The 17,353-nt window shown below is 67.6% G+C and carries 18 protein-coding genes (1 of these 18 running past the window's edge); 8 read left to right on the forward strand and 10 right to left on the reverse strand.

The features are described from left to right. Together folK and E5F05_RS07945 are read left to right on the forward strand one after the other, a co-directional pair. Nucleotides 1-302, forward strand: partial view of a 2-amino-4-hydroxy-6-hydroxymethyldihydropteridine diphosphokinase gene (gene folK, locus E5F05_RS07940; RefSeq protein ID WP_129118099.1) — the 3' portion only. It extends 190 nt beyond the left edge of the window; 302 of the gene's 492 nt are visible here — the last part of the coding sequence; its start codon lies off the left edge, out of view; it ends in the stop codon at nucleotides 300-302. 41 nt (nucleotides 303-343) lie between these two features. Beyond that, complete coding sequence (locus E5F05_RS07945; protein WP_129118100.1) at nucleotides 344-811, forward strand: hypothetical protein; 468 nt, start codon at nucleotides 344-346, stop codon at nucleotides 809-811. Between the two features lie 73 nt (nucleotides 812-884). On the opposite strand, the gene E5F05_RS07950 is transcribed toward E5F05_RS07945, so the two are convergent. Next, nucleotides 885-1,199 (reverse strand): hypothetical protein, encoded by a 315-nt coding sequence (locus E5F05_RS07950; RefSeq protein ID WP_129118101.1) that lies wholly within the window; start codon nucleotides 1,197-1,199, stop codon nucleotides 885-887. A 15-nt stretch (nucleotides 1,200-1,214) separates the two neighbouring features. Between E5F05_RS07950 and E5F05_RS07955 the strand changes: the two genes are divergently transcribed. After that, complete coding sequence (locus E5F05_RS07955; protein ID WP_129118102.1) at nucleotides 1,215-1,493, forward strand: hypothetical protein; 279 nt, start codon at nucleotides 1,215-1,217, stop codon at nucleotides 1,491-1,493. A 42-nt stretch (nucleotides 1,494-1,535) separates the two neighbouring features. Here the strand turns inward: E5F05_RS07955 and pnp are convergent, their stop codons facing one another. Continuing rightward, nucleotides 1,536-3,695: a polyribonucleotide nucleotidyltransferase gene (gene pnp, locus E5F05_RS07960; protein WP_129118103.1), complete on the reverse strand. Its 2,160-nt coding sequence runs from the start codon at nucleotides 3,693-3,695 to the stop codon at nucleotides 1,536-1,538. Between the two features lie 137 nt (nucleotides 3,696-3,832). On the opposite strand from pnp, the gene E5F05_RS07965 reads away from it, so the two are divergent. Both E5F05_RS07965 and E5F05_RS07970 read left to right on the forward strand, forming a co-directional pair. Next, nucleotides 3,833-4,021 (forward strand): helix-hairpin-helix domain-containing protein, encoded by a 189-nt coding sequence (locus E5F05_RS07965; RefSeq protein WP_129118104.1) that lies wholly within the window; start codon nucleotides 3,833-3,835, stop codon nucleotides 4,019-4,021. 24 nt (nucleotides 4,022-4,045) lie between these two features. Beyond that, nucleotides 4,046-6,088, forward strand: coding sequence for a molybdopterin oxidoreductase family protein (locus E5F05_RS07970; protein ID WP_129118105.1), 2,043 nt, complete (start codon nucleotides 4,046-4,048; stop codon nucleotides 6,086-6,088). Here E5F05_RS07970 and E5F05_RS07975 read toward each other — a convergent pair. From E5F05_RS07975 to ruvB, 3 genes are all read right to left on the reverse strand, one after another. Further along, nucleotides 6,085-6,591 (reverse strand): hypothetical protein, encoded by a 507-nt coding sequence (locus E5F05_RS07975; protein ID WP_129118106.1) that lies wholly within the window; start codon nucleotides 6,589-6,591, stop codon nucleotides 6,085-6,087. The two genes, E5F05_RS07970 and E5F05_RS07975, sit on opposite strands and share 4 nt — an antisense overlap. A gap of 4 nt (nucleotides 6,592-6,595) precedes the next feature. Further along, nucleotides 6,596-6,952 carry an ArsC/Spx/MgsR family protein gene (locus tag E5F05_RS07980; protein ID WP_171029504.1) on the reverse strand — a complete coding sequence of 119 codons (357 nt, stop codon included), beginning with the start codon at nucleotides 6,950-6,952 and terminating at the stop codon, nucleotides 6,596-6,598. 104 nt (nucleotides 6,953-7,056) lie between these two features. Further along, on the reverse strand, nucleotides 7,057-8,052 hold the full coding sequence (ruvB, locus tag E5F05_RS07985; protein ID WP_129118107.1) for a Holliday junction branch migration DNA helicase RuvB: 996 nt from the start codon (nucleotides 8,050-8,052) through the stop codon (nucleotides 7,057-7,059). Between the two features lie 168 nt (nucleotides 8,053-8,220). Here ruvB and E5F05_RS07990 point away from each other — a divergent pair, with 168 nt between their 5' ends. From E5F05_RS07990 to E5F05_RS08000, 3 genes are all read left to right on the forward strand, one after another. Continuing rightward, nucleotides 8,221-8,997: a VOC family protein gene (locus E5F05_RS07990; RefSeq protein WP_129118108.1), complete on the forward strand. Its 777-nt coding sequence runs from the start codon at nucleotides 8,221-8,223 to the stop codon at nucleotides 8,995-8,997. 111 nt (nucleotides 8,998-9,108) lie between these two features. Beyond that, nucleotides 9,109-9,879, forward strand: coding sequence for a VOC family protein (locus E5F05_RS07995; RefSeq protein ID WP_129118109.1), 771 nt, complete (start codon nucleotides 9,109-9,111; stop codon nucleotides 9,877-9,879). Next, nucleotides 9,876-10,547, forward strand: a complete 672-nt coding sequence (locus tag E5F05_RS08000; protein ID WP_129118110.1) for a Type 1 glutamine amidotransferase-like domain-containing protein — start codon at nucleotides 9,876-9,878, stop codon at nucleotides 10,545-10,547. The genes E5F05_RS07995 and E5F05_RS08000 overlap by 4 nt, the downstream gene beginning before the upstream one ends. Nucleotides 10,548-10,669: 122 nt before the next feature. Here E5F05_RS08000 and E5F05_RS08005 read toward each other — a convergent pair whose 3' ends face one another. The 5 genes from E5F05_RS08005 to E5F05_RS08025 all read right to left on the reverse strand — a co-directional run bounded on the left by E5F05_RS08005 (nucleotide 10,670) and on the right by E5F05_RS08025 (nucleotide 17,300). Continuing rightward, entirely contained in the window at nucleotides 10,670-11,359 is a 690-nt protein-coding gene (locus E5F05_RS08005; protein WP_129118111.1) for an SCO family protein, read from the reverse strand. A gap of 117 nt (nucleotides 11,360-11,476) precedes the next feature. Beyond that, on the reverse strand, nucleotides 11,477-13,939 hold the full coding sequence (locus E5F05_RS08010; RefSeq protein ID WP_129118112.1) for a cbb3-type cytochrome c oxidase subunit I: 2,463 nt from the start codon (nucleotides 13,937-13,939) through the stop codon (nucleotides 11,477-11,479). Beyond that, nucleotides 13,936-15,153, reverse strand: coding sequence for a cytochrome c oxidase subunit II (gene coxB / locus E5F05_RS08015; RefSeq protein ID WP_129118113.1), 1,218 nt, complete (start codon nucleotides 15,151-15,153; stop codon nucleotides 13,936-13,938). Before coxB ends, E5F05_RS08010 begins: the two co-directional genes overlap by 4 nt. Before the next feature lie 228 nt (nucleotides 15,154-15,381). Beyond that, nucleotides 15,382-16,320, reverse strand: a complete 939-nt coding sequence (locus tag E5F05_RS08020; RefSeq protein WP_206732998.1) for a heme o synthase — start codon at nucleotides 16,318-16,320, stop codon at nucleotides 15,382-15,384. Beyond that, nucleotides 16,317-17,300, reverse strand: a complete 984-nt coding sequence (locus E5F05_RS08025) for a COX15/CtaA family protein (RefSeq protein WP_129118114.1) — start codon at nucleotides 17,298-17,300, stop codon at nucleotides 16,317-16,319. The genes E5F05_RS08020 and E5F05_RS08025 overlap by 4 nt, the downstream gene beginning before the upstream one ends. Nucleotides 17,301-17,353: the final 53 nt, after the last annotated feature.

The following is a 17,353-nucleotide window of genomic DNA, read 5'->3' on the forward strand; positions in this document are numbered from 1 at the left end:
CCCTCGCGCCCGCCGAACTGCTCGCCGCGCTGCACGCTACCGAGGCCCGGGCGGGGCGGGTGCGCCGCGAACGCTGGGAGGCGCGGACGCTGGACCTCGACCTGATCCTGTACGGCGGCCGGGTGCAGGACACGCCGGGCCTGACCCTCCCCCACCCCCGCGCCTGGGAACGGGCCTTTGTGCTGGCCCCCCTCGCGGACCTCGACCCGGAGCTGGCGCATCCTGTCTCGGGCGAGACCGTGGGTGCGGCGCTGAACCGTGTCGGCCTGGGTGGCGTCACGCGCGTCGCTACCGACTGGTGAGGGCCCTCCCGCCTGCCCGGCCACGCTATGCTGGGGCCGACATGAGCGAGTTGACCTCTTCCCAACGTCACGGCAACGTGGGCCGCACGCTGCTGTGGGTCGCCATCCTGCTGAGTGTCCTGCTGCTCGGCTTCGTGACGGCCCTGACCGTCCGGCACAATCCCTACTACAGTGACCGCGCCGCCAACGGCATCAGCAAGTTCCGGTTTCTGGAAGCCTGCAAGGAAGGGATCGGCCAGGCCGAGCAACTGACCACCCTGAAGAGTGTTCTCCAGCAGACCGGGCAGCTTCAGCCGAACCAGAACCTGCGCGCGGAGATCGCCGCCGAACCCCGCCAACTGGTGCAGAGCGTCCAGACCCTGCCGGGCGGCGGCTGGACGCTGGCCGCCCCCGCGAATATCGGCATCCGGGGGCAGACCGCCGTTCTGGGGCAGCTCGGGGCGCAGTGCGTGTACGACAAGGCGCAGGGCCGCACCGTCGCCCAGCTCCAGTTGCCGGGTCAGCAGTAAGCCCGCCTCAGACAAGACGCTGCCCGGCCAGGTTTGCCTGCCGGGCAGCGTTCCTCTTGCGTTCTCCCGGCAGTCACAACACCACGTCCAGCCCGCTCAGGCACTCTTCGGCAATCGCGCGGGCGAGGGGATCACGGGTCGAGCGCGCGTAGCTGACGCCGAGGTGCAGGTGTTCCTGTCCGGCCTCGGGGTCCATCAGGGCGAGCGTCTGGTAGAAGGCCAGGTGCGTGTGGGCCAGCAGCACGTCGCGGGTGCGTTCGGGGGGCAGCGCGCGCAGGATGGAGAGGGCCTCCTCGTAGGCGTCGAGCGCCCGGTCCTGGTCCCCCTCGACCGCCCACTCGCGCCCGAGTTGCAGGTTGCGGGCGGCGGTCAGGTAGGCGGGCCTCATGCCGGGGATTCTAGCGTGGGCCGCTATGCTCTGGGCATGGGCTGGCCGGGCATAGGGTGGTTGGGGGCGCTGCTGCTGATCGTGTCGGGCTACGGCTGGGGCAGGCGGGTGTCCAGCCGCGCCGGGTCGCCTATGCCGCTCCCGGTCACGCTGCTGCTGATCCTGGGCATGAGTGTGCTGGGCCTGGGCCTCGTCATCCGGGCCTTTCTGGACGGGCAGGATGGGCCGCTGGTCACGGGTGCGGTTGGGGCGCTGGGGGCGGCGGCTCTGGCGGTGTTCACGGCGCGGGAATAGCGAGAAGGCCGCCCCACACGGAAGCGGCCCTCTCGGATTTGCCTACTCGCGCCGTTGAGGGCGCGGTCCCCGGTCGCCCCCCGCGCGGGCGGGACGCGGTTCGCGCGGCGCGATCTTGCCCTCCAGCTCGGGACGGATCAGGTCGATCTTGCCCCGGTCGTCGATGTTGGCGATCTTGACCCGCAGCCGGTCGCCCACGTTCAGCACGTCCTCGACGGCATTCACGCGGTTCTCGCTCATCTGGCTGATGTGCAGCATCCCGTCCTGACCGGGGTACAGGTTGACAAAGGCGCCGAAGGGAGCGGTCTTCACCACCGTGCCCTCGTACTCCTCGCCCACCTTGGCGGTCTTGGTCAGGCCCTCGATCTTCTGGCGGACGGCCTCGGCCGCCGCGCCGTCCGAGCTGAAGATGCGGATGGTGCCGTCCTCCTCGATGGTGACCTGCGCGCCCATCGCTTCCAGCTCGCGCACCTGCTTGCCGCCGGGGCCGATCACCTTGCCGATCAGTTCGGGGTTGATCTTGAGGGTCAGGATGCGCGGCGCGGTGGGGGAGAGTTCGGGGCGTGGGGTGGGCAGCACTTCCGCCATCTTGCCCAGGATGTAGAGCCGTCCCTCGCGGGCCTGCGCGAGCGCCTCCCGCATGATCGCGGGCGTGACGCCGCTCACCTTGATGTCCATTTGCAGCGCGGTGACACCCTCCGCCGTGCCGCAGACCTTGAAGTCCATGTCGCCCAGCGCGTCTTCCAACCCCAGGATGTCGGTCAGGATGCGGTACTTCTCGCCCTCCATCACCAGGCCCATCGCCACGCCCGCGACAGGGGCCTGGATCGGCACGCCCGCGTCCATCAGCGACAGCGTTCCGGCGCAGACGGTCGCCATGCTGCTCGACCCGTTCGACTCCAGCACCTCGCCCACCACGCGGATCACGTAGGGGAAGTCGTCGAAGGAGGGCAGCACCGCGCGGATGGCGCGCTTGGCGAGGTTGCCGTGGCCCACCTCGCGGCGCGACTGGCCGCCGACGCGCTTGACTTCGCCGGTCGAGTAGGGCGGGAAGTTGTAGTGCAGCAGGAAGCGGTCGTTCGTCTCGCCGGTCAGGTTGTCCACCAGCAATTCGTCGCGCTCGGTGCCCAGCGTGGTCACGCCCAGCACCTGCGTCTCGCCGCGGGTGAAGATCGCGCTGCCGTGCGCGCGGGGCAGGGGCCGGACCTCGATCCAGATCGGGCGCACGGTCTTGGAGTTGCGCCCGTCGGCGCGCAGGTCTTCTTGCAGGATCAGGCGGCGCAGTTCCTGCTTCTCGACCTTGGCGAAGGCGGCCTTGAGGGCTTCCACCTGTTCCTCGTTGCCCTCGCCTTCCGGCACGCGCTCCGCGATCAGCCGGTCACGCAAGGCCTTGAGGTTCGCGCTGCGCTCCTTCTTCCTGGTGGTCAGCAGCGCGTCCCGCAGGCCCGCCGCCCGCGCCGCCTCGCTCAACTCCGGCACCAGATCGGTGCTGAGGTCGCTGTCCGCCAGGAAGTTGAACTTCTCGCGGCCCACCTCGGCGCGCATCGTCTCGATCAGGTCCAGCACGCCCTGCATCTCGCGGTGCGCGAACTCGATGGCGCCCACCAGCACTTCCTCGCTGACACCCTGCGCGCCCGCCTCGACCATGTTCACGGCGTCGCGGGGCCCCGCCACCACCAGATCGAGGCTGGAGCGCGTGAGCTGGTCGCTGGTGGGGTTGATCACGTACTCGCCGTCGACCATCCCGACGCGCACGCAGGCGGTCGGCCCGTTCCAGGGAATGTCGCTGATGGTGAGGGCCGCCGACGCGCCGATGGCGCCCAGCACGTCCGGCGCGTTCTGCTGATCCGCCGACAGGACGCTGATGATGACCTGCGTCTCCTGACGGTAGCCCTTGGGAAAGAGGGGGCGAATCTGGCGGTCGGTGATGCGGGCGCTGAGGATGGCCTGCTCGCCGGGCCGCCCCTCGCGGCGATGGAAGGAGCCGGGAATCTTCCCGACGGCGTAATGCCGTTCCTCGAACTCGACGGTCAGCGGCAGGAAGTCCAGCGTGCTTCTTTCCTCGCGCGCCTGCGCGGTCACCAGCAGCAGCGTGTCGCCGTAGCGCAGCGTGACGCTGCCGCTGACGAGTTTCGCCAGCTTGCCGGTTTCGATGCTCAGTTCACGCCCGCCGAGCATCGTGGTGTAGGTCTTTGCGATCATCGCAAGATTCTACTGTGCTGGTGAGCGGGGAAATGGATGCGCGTTGGGCTGTTTGAATAGACCCGGGTGGCCTTGACCGTTCCCCAACGCCCCGTGTGCCCTCACCCTACGAGCGGGTGGGTGACTAGACTTCCTGCATGACTGACCTTCCCCGACTGGCCGCCCCCGCCCGCCGCGCCCTGATGGCAGCAGGCATCACGCGCCTGGAAGACCTGGCGCGGCATTCCGAAGCCGACCTGCTCGCCCTGCACGGGCTGGGGCCGAACGCGCTGGAGCAGTTGCGGGCGGCGTTGGCGGCGCGGGGTCTGGAGTTCCGCCCCGCCTGAAGGTTCGGGCGTAGACTTCCCCCCATGACCGCCGCCCCCACCCGCGAAGTCCTCCTCACCTGCCCGCTCGACTGCCCGGACGCCTGCCGCCTGCGCGTGACGCTCGCGCGCGGCGAGGACGGCATGGAGCGGGCGCTGAAGCTGACGGGCGACGCCAGCCATCCTTACACCAAGGGCTTCGCCTGCGCCAAGACGGTGCATTACCCGGTGCGGCAGAATCACCCGGATCGCCCGCTGTATCCCCTCCGGCGGGTGGGCAAGAAGACCGACCCCGAACCCCGCTTCGAGCGTGTGACCTGGGACGAGGCGCTGGACGACATCGCGGCACGCCTGCGGACGCTGCTGGACCGTAACGGCCCTTCCGCCATCCTGCGCTACAACTACGCGGGCACGATGGGTCTGATGGAAGGCTCGCACGCCCACGCCCTGTGGCGCGCGCTGGGCACCCCCGAACTGGACGAGACGATCTGCGCCACGGCGGGGACGGCGGCCTGGAGCATGGGCTACGGCGCCCGCTACGGGGTGGACCCGCTGGACGTGCCCCACGCGAGATTGATCATCCTGTGGGGCATCAACTCGCTCAGCACCAACGTCCACCTCACGCCGCAGATGACGGCAGCCCGCAAGAACGGCGCGCGCATCATCCACATTGACCCTTACCGCAACCGCACCAGCCAGTACGCCGACACCCACCTCAAGCTGAAACCTGGCACCGACGCGGCCCTCGCCCTGGGCGTGATGCATGAACTCTTCGCGCACGGCTGGACCGACGAGACGTACATCGCGGAGGCAACGCAGGGGGTGGGGGAACTGCGCGAGGCGGCGCGGGAGTGGACGCCCGAACGTACCGCGGAGGTGACCGGCCTGACGGTGGAGGAGGTGCGCGACCTCGCCCACGCCATCGGCACCACGCGGCCCACCTACATCCGGGTGGGGTACGGCATGACCCGGCACGAGTACGGCGGGACGAACCTGCGCGCCGTGACGCTGATTCCCGCGCTGACCGGCGACTGGCGGCACCGGGGCGGGGGCGTGGTCCTGAGTACCAGCGGGGCCTTTCCCCTCAACCGCTCGCGGCTGGGCGGGGCACACCTGGTCCGGCCTGACGTGCCCCACGTCAACATGAACGAACTGGCGAACGCCCTCGCGCCGGAAGCCGGGCTGGGTGCTCTGGTCGTCTACAACACCAATCCCGCCGTCGTCGCGCCCGACTCGGCCCGCGTGCGTGCTGGGATGCAGCGGGACGACCTGTTGATGGTCGTGCTGGAACAGGCGATGACCGAGACGGCCCGCCTGGCGGACTACGTGCTGCCCGCGACGACCTTCATGGAACACCCGGACCTGTACACCAGCTACGGCCACCACTGGCTGGGCTACAACCCCGCCGCGCTGGAGGCCCCCGGCGAGGCCCGCCCGAATACCTGGGTCTTTCAGCAGCTCGCCCGCCGCCTGGGGGTGACCGAGCCGTCGGTGTACTGGACGATGGATGAGCTGCTGGCCGAACTCCTGAATACGGATCACCCGTACCTCTCCGGCATCACCCCGGAGCGCCTGAAGGCCGAGGGCAGCGTGCATCTGAACCTCCCCGAAGGCTTCCTGCCCTACGCACACGGGGCGGACACGCCGAGCGGCAAGGTGCAGCTCTCGCCCGCGCCGCGCTACCGTGAACCGCAAGCGGTGCTGAACGCCGACTACCCCCTGCGCCTGATCACGCCGCCCGCGCACCACTTCCTGAACAGCACGTATGGGAACCTGCCCCAACTCACCCGCGCCGAGGGCAGCGAACCCCACGTCCTGATCCACCCCGCTGACGCGGAAGCGTACGCCCTGCTTGACGGCGAATACGCGGTGATTGCCAGCGAGGTCGGGCGGGCCACCCGGCGCGTCAAGGTGACGGAGGTGGTCCAGCCCGGCGTCGCCGTCCTGGAGGGGACGTGGTGGGGTCTCAGGGCTCCCGACGGCACCAGCATCAACGCCGTCACCGCGCAGACGCTCACCGACCTGGGCGGGGGGAGTACCTTTCACAACACGCGGGTGCGGGTAGGGCGGGCCGTACCCCAGGGCTAAAAGTCAAAGTAGACCCGGAGGCCCTGGAACTTCTGTCCCCCCGCCGTTCTGACAAAGCATTCCACTCCGTAGTGGTCATCGGTGAGCAGTTTGAAGGCCGTTGCGTTCGCGGGAATGCGCCTGTAGCACTCCTCAAGCGCTGCCGCCGTGTACTGCTTGCCGAAGGAACGCTCGATCAGACGTATGAGAAAAGCACTGGCGCCAGCGTTGTCTGCCGGGGTCACGGCCTGAATGCCCATGATGGAATGGGACGGCGAGAGCGAGAGGCCCAGCTTCACGTCCAGCCTGAGGAGCTGCAAGGACTGGAAGGCCCCATCGCCTGCCGGGCTCGTGGAGAGAGCCTTGCAGCCGTACATCTGGCAGAGTTCAAAGGTCCCGAGGTCAAACTTCGCGCCCAGGTAATCGTTGGAGGAGTACATCTGGGCCAGGGCAACGCCACCCGACAACATGACGCCAGCAATGGCGGCCCGGAGCCAGGAATTCAGATTGAAGCGGCGTCCCATGGCCTCACCCCTCCAGCATCCGCGCCCAGCCCTCCGGGTCTTCCCCCACCGTCAGCACCTTGCCGCCGCGCACCAGCGGCAGCCGCAGCAGCTCCGGCGTCTCCATGATGCGGGCGATGATGCCCTCCTCGGTCGTGCGGAGGTAGGCGAGGTTGCTGCGTTCATAGGCCTTGCCCTCCAGGTCCAGCAGGGCATTCAGGCCGAATTTCTGGACAAAGCGGGTGAGTTCCCCCTTGGCGATGGGCCGCTCCTTGAGGTCCACGAACTGCACCTTCACCCGCCGCTCCTTGAAAAACCGCTCGGCGGCACGGGTGGCGGCGCTCTTTTTCAGGCCGAACATCTGGACTTGGGGGTCGGGCATGGGGAGAGTGTAGCGGTCAGCTTTCAGCGGTCAGCCGTCAGCAAGACGAAAGCCCTGGCCTGAGCCAAGGCTTGCTGAAAGCTGACCGCTGACGGCTGAAAGCTTCAGTTCGTATACAGCCCCAGATCCCCGTCCGCCGCGCCCACCGGCAGCCCCAGGTGGTCGTAGGCGTGGGCGGTGGCGACGCGGCCGCGCGGGGTGCGCTTGATGAAGCCGAGCTGGATCAGGTACGGCTCGTACACGTCTTCCAGCGTCAGCGCGTCCTCGCTGATCGCGGTGGCGAGGGTGTCCACGCCGACCGGGCCGCCCGCGAAACGGTGGATCAGGGTTTCGAGGTACTTCTTGTCGCGGTCGTCGAGTCCGGCGGCGTCCAGCCCCTGCTTGTCCAGCGCGTCATGCGCGCGCTCCAGCCGGATGGTCGTCTCGCCCGCCACGTCGGCGTAGTCGCGCACACGCCGCAGCAGCCGCTTGGCGATCCGCATGGTGCCGCGTGAACGTGCGCCAATTTCCAGCGCGGCGTCCTCCTCCAGCCCGAAGCCCAGCAGCCGGGCGTCACGCAGCAGGTTGGTGCCGATTTCCTCGGCGGTGTAGTACTCCAGATGCTCGATGATTCCGAAGCGCGACCGCATCGGGGCGGTGATCAATCCGGGCCGGGTGGTCGCCCCCACCAGCGTGAAGCGCGGCAGCGGCAGCTCGATGGTGCGGGCCGCCGGTCCCTGCCCCAGCACGATGTCCAGCTTGAAATCCTCCATCGCGGGGTAGAGGTGTTCTTCCGCCACCCTTCCCAGCCGGTGAATCTCGTCGATGAACAGCACGTCGCCTTCCTCCAGACTGTTGGTGAGGATGGCGGCCAGGTCCCCCGGTTTCTCGATGGCCGGGCCGGACGTGACGCGGATATTCACGCCCAGTTCGGCGGCGATGATGTGCGCGAGCGTGGTCTTGCCCAGGCCGGGCGGGCCGAAGAGCAGCGTGTGGTCGAGGGCTTCCTTGCGGCCCTTGGCGGCCTGGAGGTACACCCCCAGCTTTTCCTTGAGCCGCTCCTGGCCCACGTACTCCGTCAGGCTCTTGGGACGGAGGGCGGCGTCGAGAGGTTCGGTCATGTGGGTATATTACGCTATTTCCGAAATAGGAAGGCCGGGTACGGAGATCAAGCCCTGATATTCTCCCCCTTAATGAAAAGTGCCCCCTTATTCTGCTCTTGACAGAACAAGAATTGTGACTTAAGCTAAGTTGTCAGCCCACTCCGCCTCACTCCCAGGAGGGACAGCATGCCCGTTCAGACCCACCACGCCGCCGGAACATCCGCCTGGTACGATCTCACCACCGGCAAACCCGAGGAGAGTAAGCGGTTTTACAGCGACCTCTTCGGCTGGACCTTCGAGGATCAGGGGCCGGAGTTCGGCCATTACCACATGGTCCGTCAGAGCGGTCATCCGGTCGCCGGGTTCATGCCGAAAGCTCCGGAGATGGCGCAGATGCCCAGTGCCTGGACGATCTATTACGCCAGCGACGATGCCCAGGCCGACGCACAGCGCATCCGCGAGCTGGGCGGGCAGATTCTCGCCGAACCCATGCAGGTCGGTCCGCTGGGCCACATGCTGGTCGCCAGCGACCCCACCGGGGCGGTCTTCGGCCTGTGGCAGCCCCTCGCGTTTCAGGGGTCCGAACTGGAGAACGAACACGGCAGCATGACCTGGCAGGAAGTGAACACCCGTGACGCGGACCGGGCGCGTGACTTCTACACCCAGCTTTTCGGCGCGACCAGCGAACCCATGCCCGGCGACATGACCTACCACATCCTCAAGCAGGGGAACGACAACGTCGGCGGCATCATGCAGATGGACGAGGAACACTGGCCCGCCTCCGTGCCCCCGCACTGGATGCCCTACTTCGACGTGAACGACCTTCAGCGGGCCGTCCAGGTCGCCGGGGAGGGCGGCGGAAGCGTCCGCGTGCCCCCCTTCGACACGCCTTACGGCCAGATGGCCGTGCTGGCCGACCCGGACGGCGCAGTGTTCAGCGTGGTGCAGGTCGACAGGAGCTGACCTTTCAGGTGGTGGAGAAAGCCGAGCGCAACTCCACCACGCTTCTTGGGTGATGTGGCGGCGAATCACGCCCGGCTGCCGCCCCGCATCCCTGCTTTCAGGAGGTTGTTCATGCAGACCCACCCCGCCGCCGGAACCCCCACCTGGCTCGACCTGATGACCCCCGCTGCGGAGACGATCCGCCCGTTCTACGAGGCGCTGTTCGGCTGGACATTCGAGAAGCAGGGTGCCGGGGACGGCGAATACAGCGTCGCCTTTGCCAGCGGACGTCCTGTCGCCGCCGTCGTTCCGCCCTTCGAGGGGCAGAGTCTCTGGCACCTCTACTTCGCCAGTGACGACGTGTCCGCCGATGCTGCCCGCATCCGTGACCTGGGCGGGGAGGTCAACGTGGGGCCCATGTCGGTCGGTGATCACGGTCACCTGCTGATGGGCCGTGATCCGACTGGCGCCCTGTTCGGCCTGTGGCAGGCGGAACGGCAGGCGGGCATGGGCCGGACCGGCACCCCCGGGACCTTCACCTGGGCCGAGTTGCAGACCCGCGACGCCGACCGCGCCCGCGACTTTTACACCTCGCTGCTGGGCAACACCAGCCAGCCCCTCCCCGACATGGGCTACCACGTCCTCTACCAAGGCGCAGACCAGAACGCCGGAGTAATGCAGATGGACGATATCCACTGGCCGCCGGACCTGCCCTCCCACTGGATGATCTACTTCGCGGTGGAGGATACCGACCAGGCGGTGCAGACGGCTCAGGCGAACGGCGGCCAGCTCCAGGCCGGGCCGCACGCTTCCCCCTATGGCCGGATTGCCGTACTGCAAGACCCCGGAGGCGCGACCTTCTCGGTGATTCAACCCCCGCAGCCGGAAGGAGAGGAACCTTGAAACTTCTGCTCACTTCGGCTGGGATCACCAACCCCAGTCTCCAGGGCGCGCTGGTCGACCTCCTGGGCAAGCCGATCACCGACTCCAACGCCCTCTGTATCCCCACGGCGGGGTACGGGCATCCCCAGGGCAGTCCTGGTGGGGCATGGCGATTCATCAGCGGACGAGAACCCAGAACCCCCATGTGCGAGCTGGGGTGGAAGTCCTTGGGCGTGCTGGAACTCACGGCACTGCCCAGCATCGGCGAAGAGCGCTGGATTCCCTGGGTCCGGGAGACAGACGTCCTGCTGGTGAATGGCGGCGACGCCCTGTACCTGTGCCACTGGATGCGGGAGTCCGGGCTGGCGGACCTCCTGCCGTCGCTGCACGAAACCGTCTGGGTGGGGCTGAGCGCCGGGAGCATGGTGATGACTCCCCGTATCGGGGAGGACTTCGTCGGTTGGAAGGCACCCACCGGGAGCGATGAAACGCTAGGTATCGTTGATTTTTCGATCTTTCCGCATCTGGACCACAAGGATCTGCCGGAAAACACCCTGGCCGACGCGGAAAGGTGGGCGGCTGGCATCCAGGGCCCGGCCTACGCGATTGACGATCAAACCGCGATCAAAGTGCAGGGCGGTAGCAGCGAAGTTATCTCCGAGGGGCACTGGAGGCTCTTTACGCCTTAGCACCGAGAGCCTCAGTGAATTCGCCTGCGATTCAACTCTGTTCTTGGCAGCTTCTGGTAGAGCCCGATGGTAAAAAGGAGCCGAGCGAATGTCCCCACCGGATGAGGGTGGGGACGTTCGCTTCAGCTCCCATACTTCCGGATCAATCCCGGCAAATCGCGCTCCAGTTCGCCGCCGATCACCTCGGCGTTGTTGTACACCCGCACGAAGCGGCCCTGCGGGTCCACCACGCTCACCTGATCGCCGTGGATGCGGGCGGCCTCGGTGGCCCCGCCCGGCGCCTCGTCCTCATGGTTCTCGGGGTCGGCTCCCGCCCCGCCACTGTGCTGGCCCTGGTGCGCGCTGTGATCGGTCACCGGTTGCGGCTGCACGTTCGCCACGAACATCACGCGGGCAGCCTCGTCGATAGTGGCGGCGTCGCCGGTCAGGCCCGTGAACGCGGGGTCGAAGCGGTTCAGGTAGTCGCGCAGCACCGCCGGGCGGTCATGCACCGGGTCCACCGTCACCAGTTGCACCTGCACGCGCTTCCGCTGCCCCGGCGTCAGCCCCGCGTAGATGTTCTTCAGGGCCGCCAGCGTCGCCGGGCACACGTCCGGGCAGCGCACGTAGCCATAGAACATCAGCCGCAGCTTTCCGCCCGAATCGTTCAGCGCCGTTGCCTGCCCCCGGTCATTGACCAGCCGCAGCGCGGGAAGCTTCACCGGATTGTCCAGCACGGTGCCGCCCGTCGGAGCCGGGGAGACGTTCCGGTACAGCAGCAGCCCCCCCAGAACCGCCGCGAGGGCCAGCAGCGCCGCCGTGAGCCACTTCATGACGTGCAGGCTAGGGGAGGGGAGGGGGGCGGGGTGTCCCAGGAGCGTTCAGCCGTCAGCCAAAAAGAGCAGCGGGGACGCTCCTCACGTCCCCACTGCTGATTGCTGAAAGCTAACTCACCATGCGTAGAAGATCGCCACGATGAACAGCCACACCACGTCGACCAGGTGCCAGTACAGGCTGGCGGGCCCGATAGAGCCGTGGTTGTACTTGTCCAGCTTGCCGGTCATCGCCTGGTAGTAGGGCAGGGCGACGCCGGTGCCGCCGATCAGGATGTGCAGACCGTGCAGGCCGACGATGATGAAGAAGCACGACTGCCAGAGGTTCTGCTTCCAGTCGCTCTCATGGCCGAACAGCGAGAACTCGTACACCTGGAACAGCATGAACAGCGTGCCCAGCAGCAGGGTGATGAAGAGGCCCAGCCGGAACCAGGTGTAGCGCCCGTGGTGGTGGTCCTGCTCGGCCTTGTGGATCACGAAGGAGGAGCTGACCAGGATCAGGGTGTTCAGCGCGGCCAGCCAGATGTTGGGGCGCATGGCGGGCGGCTCGGCGTGGCCGCTGATGCGCAGGTACACGTACCCGGCGATCAACACGCCGAAGAGGCCGACTTCGGAGATGATGAACCAGGCCATGCCCATGAAGCCGTTGTCGTACTTGGTGAGGTGGTGGTGCTCGACAGGCACGGCGTACTCGCGCGTTCCCGCCCACTTGAACAGGCCCCACATGAAGAGGGGAATGCTGAGGTACAGCAGGATGCTGGCGAACACGTGGTTGGGGCTGGCGGCGAAGAACGGTTGCAGTCCGGCCGCCGGGGTGTAGTTGGTGAACCAGCCGAAAGCGAGGCCATAGCCCATCAGGAACATCGCCAGCGCCGTCACGAACGGCCAGATGGAATCCACCGGCAGGTGAATGCTCCGGGGGTCCACCGGCGTGAGCTTCTCGCCGCCCTTTTCCCAGTCGTACAGCGGCCGCTCAGTGGGGAAGTTGGTGGGGAACTCGTGGGCGAAGTTGTAGGCGGCGGGGGGAGAAGCCGCCGTCCACTCCAGCGTGAAGCCGCCCCAGGGGTTGGGGCTGGCGGTGATGGGCCGCCGCATGCTCTGGAGCATGTTGTAGACCCACATGATGCCGCCCACCAGCAGCGTCAGCGCGCCCAGGGTGGAGATGAAGTTCAGTTCGGTCCAGGCGAAGTTGCCTTCCGGGTAGGTGTAGTAGCGCCGGGGCATGCCCAGCAGGCCCAGGATGTACTGCGGCAGGAAGGTCATCCACGAGCCGATCATGGTCACCCAGAAGTGCCAGAGGCCCAGCCGCTCATCCAGGAAACGGCCCGTGATCTTGGGCCACCAGTAGGCGAGGCCGCCGAACACCAGGAAGGCGGTGCCGAACATCATCACGTTGTGGAAGTGCGCCACGACGTAGTAGCTCATGGTGACCTGGTAGTCGAAGGGAATCATGCCCAGCGAGACGCCGGTGATCCCGCCCACCAGGAAGTTGAAGATGAAGCCCACCAGCCAGTAGGTGGGGGTCTTCATCATGATGCGCCCGCCCCACAGGGTGCCGATCAGGTTGAAGATCTTCACGCCGGTCGGCACGGCCACGATCAGGGTGGCGACCGCGAAGGCGATCTGCCAGGCTTCGGGCAGACCCACCGCGAACATGTGGTGCGCCCACACCAGCAGGCTGACCAGCACGATGCCCAGCAGCGAGTACACCATCACGCGGTAGCCGAAGAGCGGCTTGCGGGCCATGGTGGAGGCGATCTCGGCGGCGATGCCCAGGTAGGGCAGCAGCATCACGTACACGGCGGGGTGCGAGTAGAACCAGAAGAACTGCTGCATCAAGATCGGCGTGCCGCCGATGCCCGGGTTGAACATCGAGAGGCCCAGCTTGATCTCCAGGTAGGTCACCAGCGCGGCGGCGGTCAGGCCCCCCAGGCTGACGAGCTGGAGCAGGCTGGTGGCGAAGATGCTCCAGGTAAAGATCGGCATCTTCCACAGGCCCATGCCCGGCGCGCGCATGTTCACGATGGTGGCCGCGAAGTTGGCGCTGCCCAGCAGTGACCCGATGCCGTTGAGGGCCAGCGCGACCATCATGGCGCTGATGCCCGCCTGCTGGGTGGGGTCCACCGACAGCGGATAGTAGAAGGTCCAGCCCGCGCCCGGCGTGCCGCCGTTCCACATGGAGGCGATGAAGATCACCATGCTGAAGACGAAGAGCCACACCGCGAAGGTGTTCACGCGCGGCAGCGCCACGTCGCGCACGCCGAGTTGCAGCGGCAGCAGGAAGTTCCCGAACCCGAAGAGCCCGATGGGAATCAGGAAGAAAAAGACCATCAGGGCCGCGTGCCCCGTCAGCACCTGGTTGTAGTCGTGGCCGACCAGCAGCCCCTGGTTGGGCAGCGCCAGTTGCAGCCGGATCAGGACCGCGAGGATGCCCGCGATGGCGTACGCAACGACCGACGTCACCATGTACAGGATTCCGATCTTCTTGTGATCGGTGGTCATCATGTAGTCCTTGATGACCTCCCAGGCGCCCCGGCGGGCAGCGATGGTGGTGGGGGGTGGAGCATGCTGGACCGTCACGGGTTCCCTCCTTCGGTGACGGTGTTCAGGTCAATGACCGGCACACCGCGCCAGTAGTCCGCTTCTTCCGGCAGACGCAGGCTGCGCAGGTAAGCGGCGAGATCGTCGATCTCCGCGTCGGTGAGCAGGCCAGCCTTCTGCACCTTACCGTTCACCGTGTAGCTGCTGCCGTCATAGGGGGGCATCAGGCTGCCGGGCTTGACCGCCGGGCTGTGCTTGATCCACTCGTGCAGCATCTCCCTGGCCCGCTCGTGTTCCCACATGCCCGCGCCCAGCGTCTGCCGGGTGCCGAAGAAGCTGAGGTCGGGACCGGCCGCACCCGCCGCAGGCGTGCCCTGGACCCGGTGGCAAGCGGCGCAGGCGAGCGCGCCGGTGGCGGGCTTGCCCTGCATGAACAGGGTGTAGCCGCGTTCCTCGGCGCTGCCGGTGGCGGGGGTGGGGGCGCGGTACGCCTGGGCCGCCGCCAGGAACGACTGGTAACGGGCCGGGTCGAGCGCGATCACCTTGAAGCGCATGTTGGCGTGGCTGGCCCCGCACAGCACGTTGCAGTTGCCCTGGTAGACGCCGGGGCGCTCGGTGTTGATCTGCCAGGTCTTCTGGGTGCCGGGGGTCGCGTCGCGCTGCCCGCCCAGGTTGGGCGCCCAGAAGGCGTGGATCACGTCACCGCTGGTCGCGGTCAGGGCCACCCAGCTGCGGGTGGGTATCACCATCTCGTTGCCGTTGGTGACGTGGCCGCCTGCTGCGGCCGGGGCCGCCGGGTAGCTGAAGTTCCACCAGAACTGCTTGCCCAGCACGTCCACCTTCACGGCGTTCTGCGGGGTGGGGTTCAGGCGGGCCAGCGAGCGCACCGTCAGCACGCTGAGCAGCATCACAAGCAGCATGGGCACGACCACCAAGACCGTCTCCAGGCGGTTGTTGCCGTGGAACTGCGCCGGGGGCGCGTCATTCCGGTCCTCCCGGAACTTCCGCACCGTGTAGAACAGGGCGTACGACACGCCGATGAAGATGATGATCGAGAGGATGATGGCGGGCACGCTCATCCACAGGATCTCGCGGTTGTACGCGGACGCCATGTCCCCCATGGACAGGAACTGCGCCGACTGGCAGCCGGTGAGCAGCGCCGCGGCGACGCCGAGCAGTCCGGCACGGACCAGTTGCCGCGGTCGCCCCCTGTGTGGTCCGCGCCTGTGGCGGCTATGGTTGGTGTTCAACATCACTCCTTTCCTCGCCCCCAGTCTAGAACGTTGGCCGGGGTTTTTCGCCCCCCAGATGGCCCCGCCACCCGTGTCTCCACGGGCGTTCGACCGAACGGTCAGGCTCCAGGCCATGAGAGCAGCTTGAGGGGTGGGCAAGTGTCCTGACGGGCGTGGGGGAAGGGGCTGGTGCGAAAAGAAGAAGGGCGGCCTCACGGGACCGCCCTGGCACGTCTTCCCAGCCCCTGCCTAGCCGATCAGCACCCGGTCCACCGCGCCCGCCACAAACAGCAGCGCGAGGTACAGCATCGAGTACAGGTACAGCGGCACCGCGACCCGCCGCTCGACCTGGTGGCCCGCCATCACGTGCCGGTACAGCTTCCACGACCGCTGAAGCAGCAGCCCTCCCAGGATCAGCGCCGACAGGAAGTAGAGCCAGCCGACCTCCTGCAAGAACACCGGCATCAGCGACAGCACCACGGTGTAGATCGCGTACAGGCCGATCTGCGCCACCGTCAGCCGGTCGCCGTGGACGACGGGCAGCATGGGGACCCCCACCTGGCGGTACTCCTCCTTGATCATCAGCGCCAGCGCCCAGAAGTGGACGGGCGTCCAGAAGAAGATGATGGCGAAGAGGAACCAGGCGAAGAGGTTGAGGTCACCCGTCACCGCCGCCCAGCCCACCAGCGGCGGGAAGCACCCGGCGGCCCCGCCCAGCACGATGTTGTGCCAGGTATTGCGCTTGAGCCAGAGCGTGTACACCACCACGTAGGTGAGGAAGCCCGCCAGGCTCATCCAGGCACTCAGGGGCGTGGCCCAGACCCACAGCATCACGAAGGACAGGACTTGCAGCGCGCTGCCGAAGATCGCCGCGTCGCGGGTGGAGATCAGTCCGCTGCTGGTAGGCCGCGCCGCCGTGCGCTTCATCTTCAGGTCGATATCGCGGTCGATGATCATGTTGAACACGCCCGCCGACCCCGCCGAGGCATACCCGGCCACACTGACCACGATCAGCAGCCACAGCCCCGGCCAGCCCCGCGCCGCCATGAACATCGCGGTGAGGGTGGTCCACAGCAGCAGGCTGATGACCTTGGGTTTGGTCAGCGCCAGGTAATCGCGCCAGGTCGCGCGCACGGGCCGGGCCGGGTGGCCCACGCCGGAAGGCGGCGTCATGCGGTCGACGGTCATGCCGCCACCGATTGCGGCGTCAGCGGGCGGGCGCGGCGGGGGGCCGTCAGGGCCTCATAGCTCAGCAGGACGGTCACGAGCCACATGATGCACGCCAGCAGCAGGTGCGTGAGCTGCATCCAGGCCGGTGCCCGGAGCGCCACGTTCACGAAGCCCGCCAGCACCTGGGCGCCGATCACGCCCAGCAGCACCATCCCCCAGCGCGTCACCTCCGGCGCGGGCCGCAACCGGCGCAGCGCTCCCACCAGCCAGATCAGGTACGCGCTGGTCAGGATGGCGAGCATCGGGTGAATCACGCGCAGGTTCTCGATCAGGCCAGCCGTGGTGCCGAAGTCGCGGCGCACCGTGTCGATGGGCGTGCCCGCTGCCGGAGTGAAGAGCAGGTCACCCAGCGCGGTCACCGTCCCGGCCAGGCCCACCAGCAGGGCCAGCACCAGACCCAGCGCGATCCATCCCAGCGTGCGCCCCTGCCCGCGCAGCCGCAGCGCCGGGCGGCCCGAGGCCCACAGCGCTGTGAGCAGCAGCGCCCCCAGCAGCAGGAAGGTGTTCGCCAGATGCACGCCCTGCACGAAGCCGCGCGCGGGGTCGGTCGAATCGGCAGTCAGGCCCAGCAGCACCTGCACGCCGCCCACCAGCCCCTCGGTCAGGATCAGCAGGAAGGTCAGGACCGCGCCCAGCCGCGCGGGGTGGCCTCTGCGCGTCGTGGCGAAGGCCAGCGCGATCAATCCGAGCGCCAGCAGACCGCTCGCGCCGCTGGTCAGGCGGTGGCTGAACTCGATGACGGTGTGGAGCTGCGGACTCTGCGGCACCACCACGCCGTTACACAGCGGCCAGTGGTCGCCGCAGCCCGCGCCCGCCCCGGTCAGGCGCACCACCGCGCCCCACAGGATCACCAGCACGTTGTATGCGAGGGCCGCCCAGGCCAGCCGGGGCAGCCAGGCACCCGCCCGGGACCGGGGCACCGTCAATGCGCTGCTCACTTCACTTCACCTTCCTTCCGACCGCCGGTGGCGGGTCAGGTTCATCCCCGCAT

The organism is Deinococcus metallilatus, from assembly GCF_004758605.1.
Classification (GTDB): domain Bacteria; phylum Deinococcota; class Deinococci; order Deinococcales; family Deinococcaceae; genus Deinococcus; species Deinococcus metallilatus.

Excerpts from the sequence above, each read along its gene's own strand:
- E5F05_RS07950 (WP_129118101.1), bottom strand. The coding sequence starts at position 1,199 with ATGAGGCCCGCCTACCTGACCGCCGCCCGCAACCTGCAACTCGGGCGC.
- E5F05_RS07975 (WP_129118106.1), bottom strand. The coding sequence starts at position 6,591 with ATGGGACGCCGCTTCAATCTGAATTCCTGGCTCCGGGCCGCCATTGCT.
- pnp (WP_129118103.1), bottom strand. The coding sequence starts at position 3,695 with ATGATCGCAAAGACCTACACCACGATGCTCGGCGGGCGTGAACTGAGC.
- E5F05_RS07980 (WP_171029504.1), bottom strand. The coding sequence starts at position 6,952 with ATGCCCGACCCCCAAGTCCAGATGTTCGGCCTGAAAAAGAGCGCCGCC.
- E5F05_RS07970 (WP_129118105.1), top strand. The coding sequence starts at position 4,046 with ATGACCGCCGCCCCCACCCGCGAAGTCCTCCTCACCTGCCCGCTCGAC.
- E5F05_RS08020 (WP_206732998.1), bottom strand. The coding sequence starts at position 16,320 with ATGACCGTCGACCGCATGACGCCGCCTTCCGGCGTGGGCCACCCGGCC.
- E5F05_RS08005 (WP_129118111.1), bottom strand. The coding sequence starts at position 11,359 with ATGAAGTGGCTCACGGCGGCGCTGCTGGCCCTCGCGGCGGTTCTGGGG.
- coxB (WP_129118113.1), bottom strand. The coding sequence starts at position 15,153 with ATGTTGAACACCAACCATAGCCGCCACAGGCGCGGACCACACAGGGGG.
- E5F05_RS07990 (WP_129118108.1), top strand. The coding sequence starts at position 8,221 with ATGCCCGTTCAGACCCACCACGCCGCCGGAACATCCGCCTGGTACGAT.
- E5F05_RS07945 (WP_129118100.1), top strand. The coding sequence starts at position 344 with ATGAGCGAGTTGACCTCTTCCCAACGTCACGGCAACGTGGGCCGCACG.
- E5F05_RS07995 (WP_129118109.1), top strand. The coding sequence starts at position 9,109 with ATGCAGACCCACCCCGCCGCCGGAACCCCCACCTGGCTCGACCTGATG.
- ruvB (WP_129118107.1), bottom strand. The coding sequence starts at position 8,052 with ATGACCGAACCTCTCGACGCCGCCCTCCGTCCCAAGAGCCTGACGGAG.
- E5F05_RS07965 (WP_129118104.1), top strand. The coding sequence starts at position 3,833 with ATGACTGACCTTCCCCGACTGGCCGCCCCCGCCCGCCGCGCCCTGATG.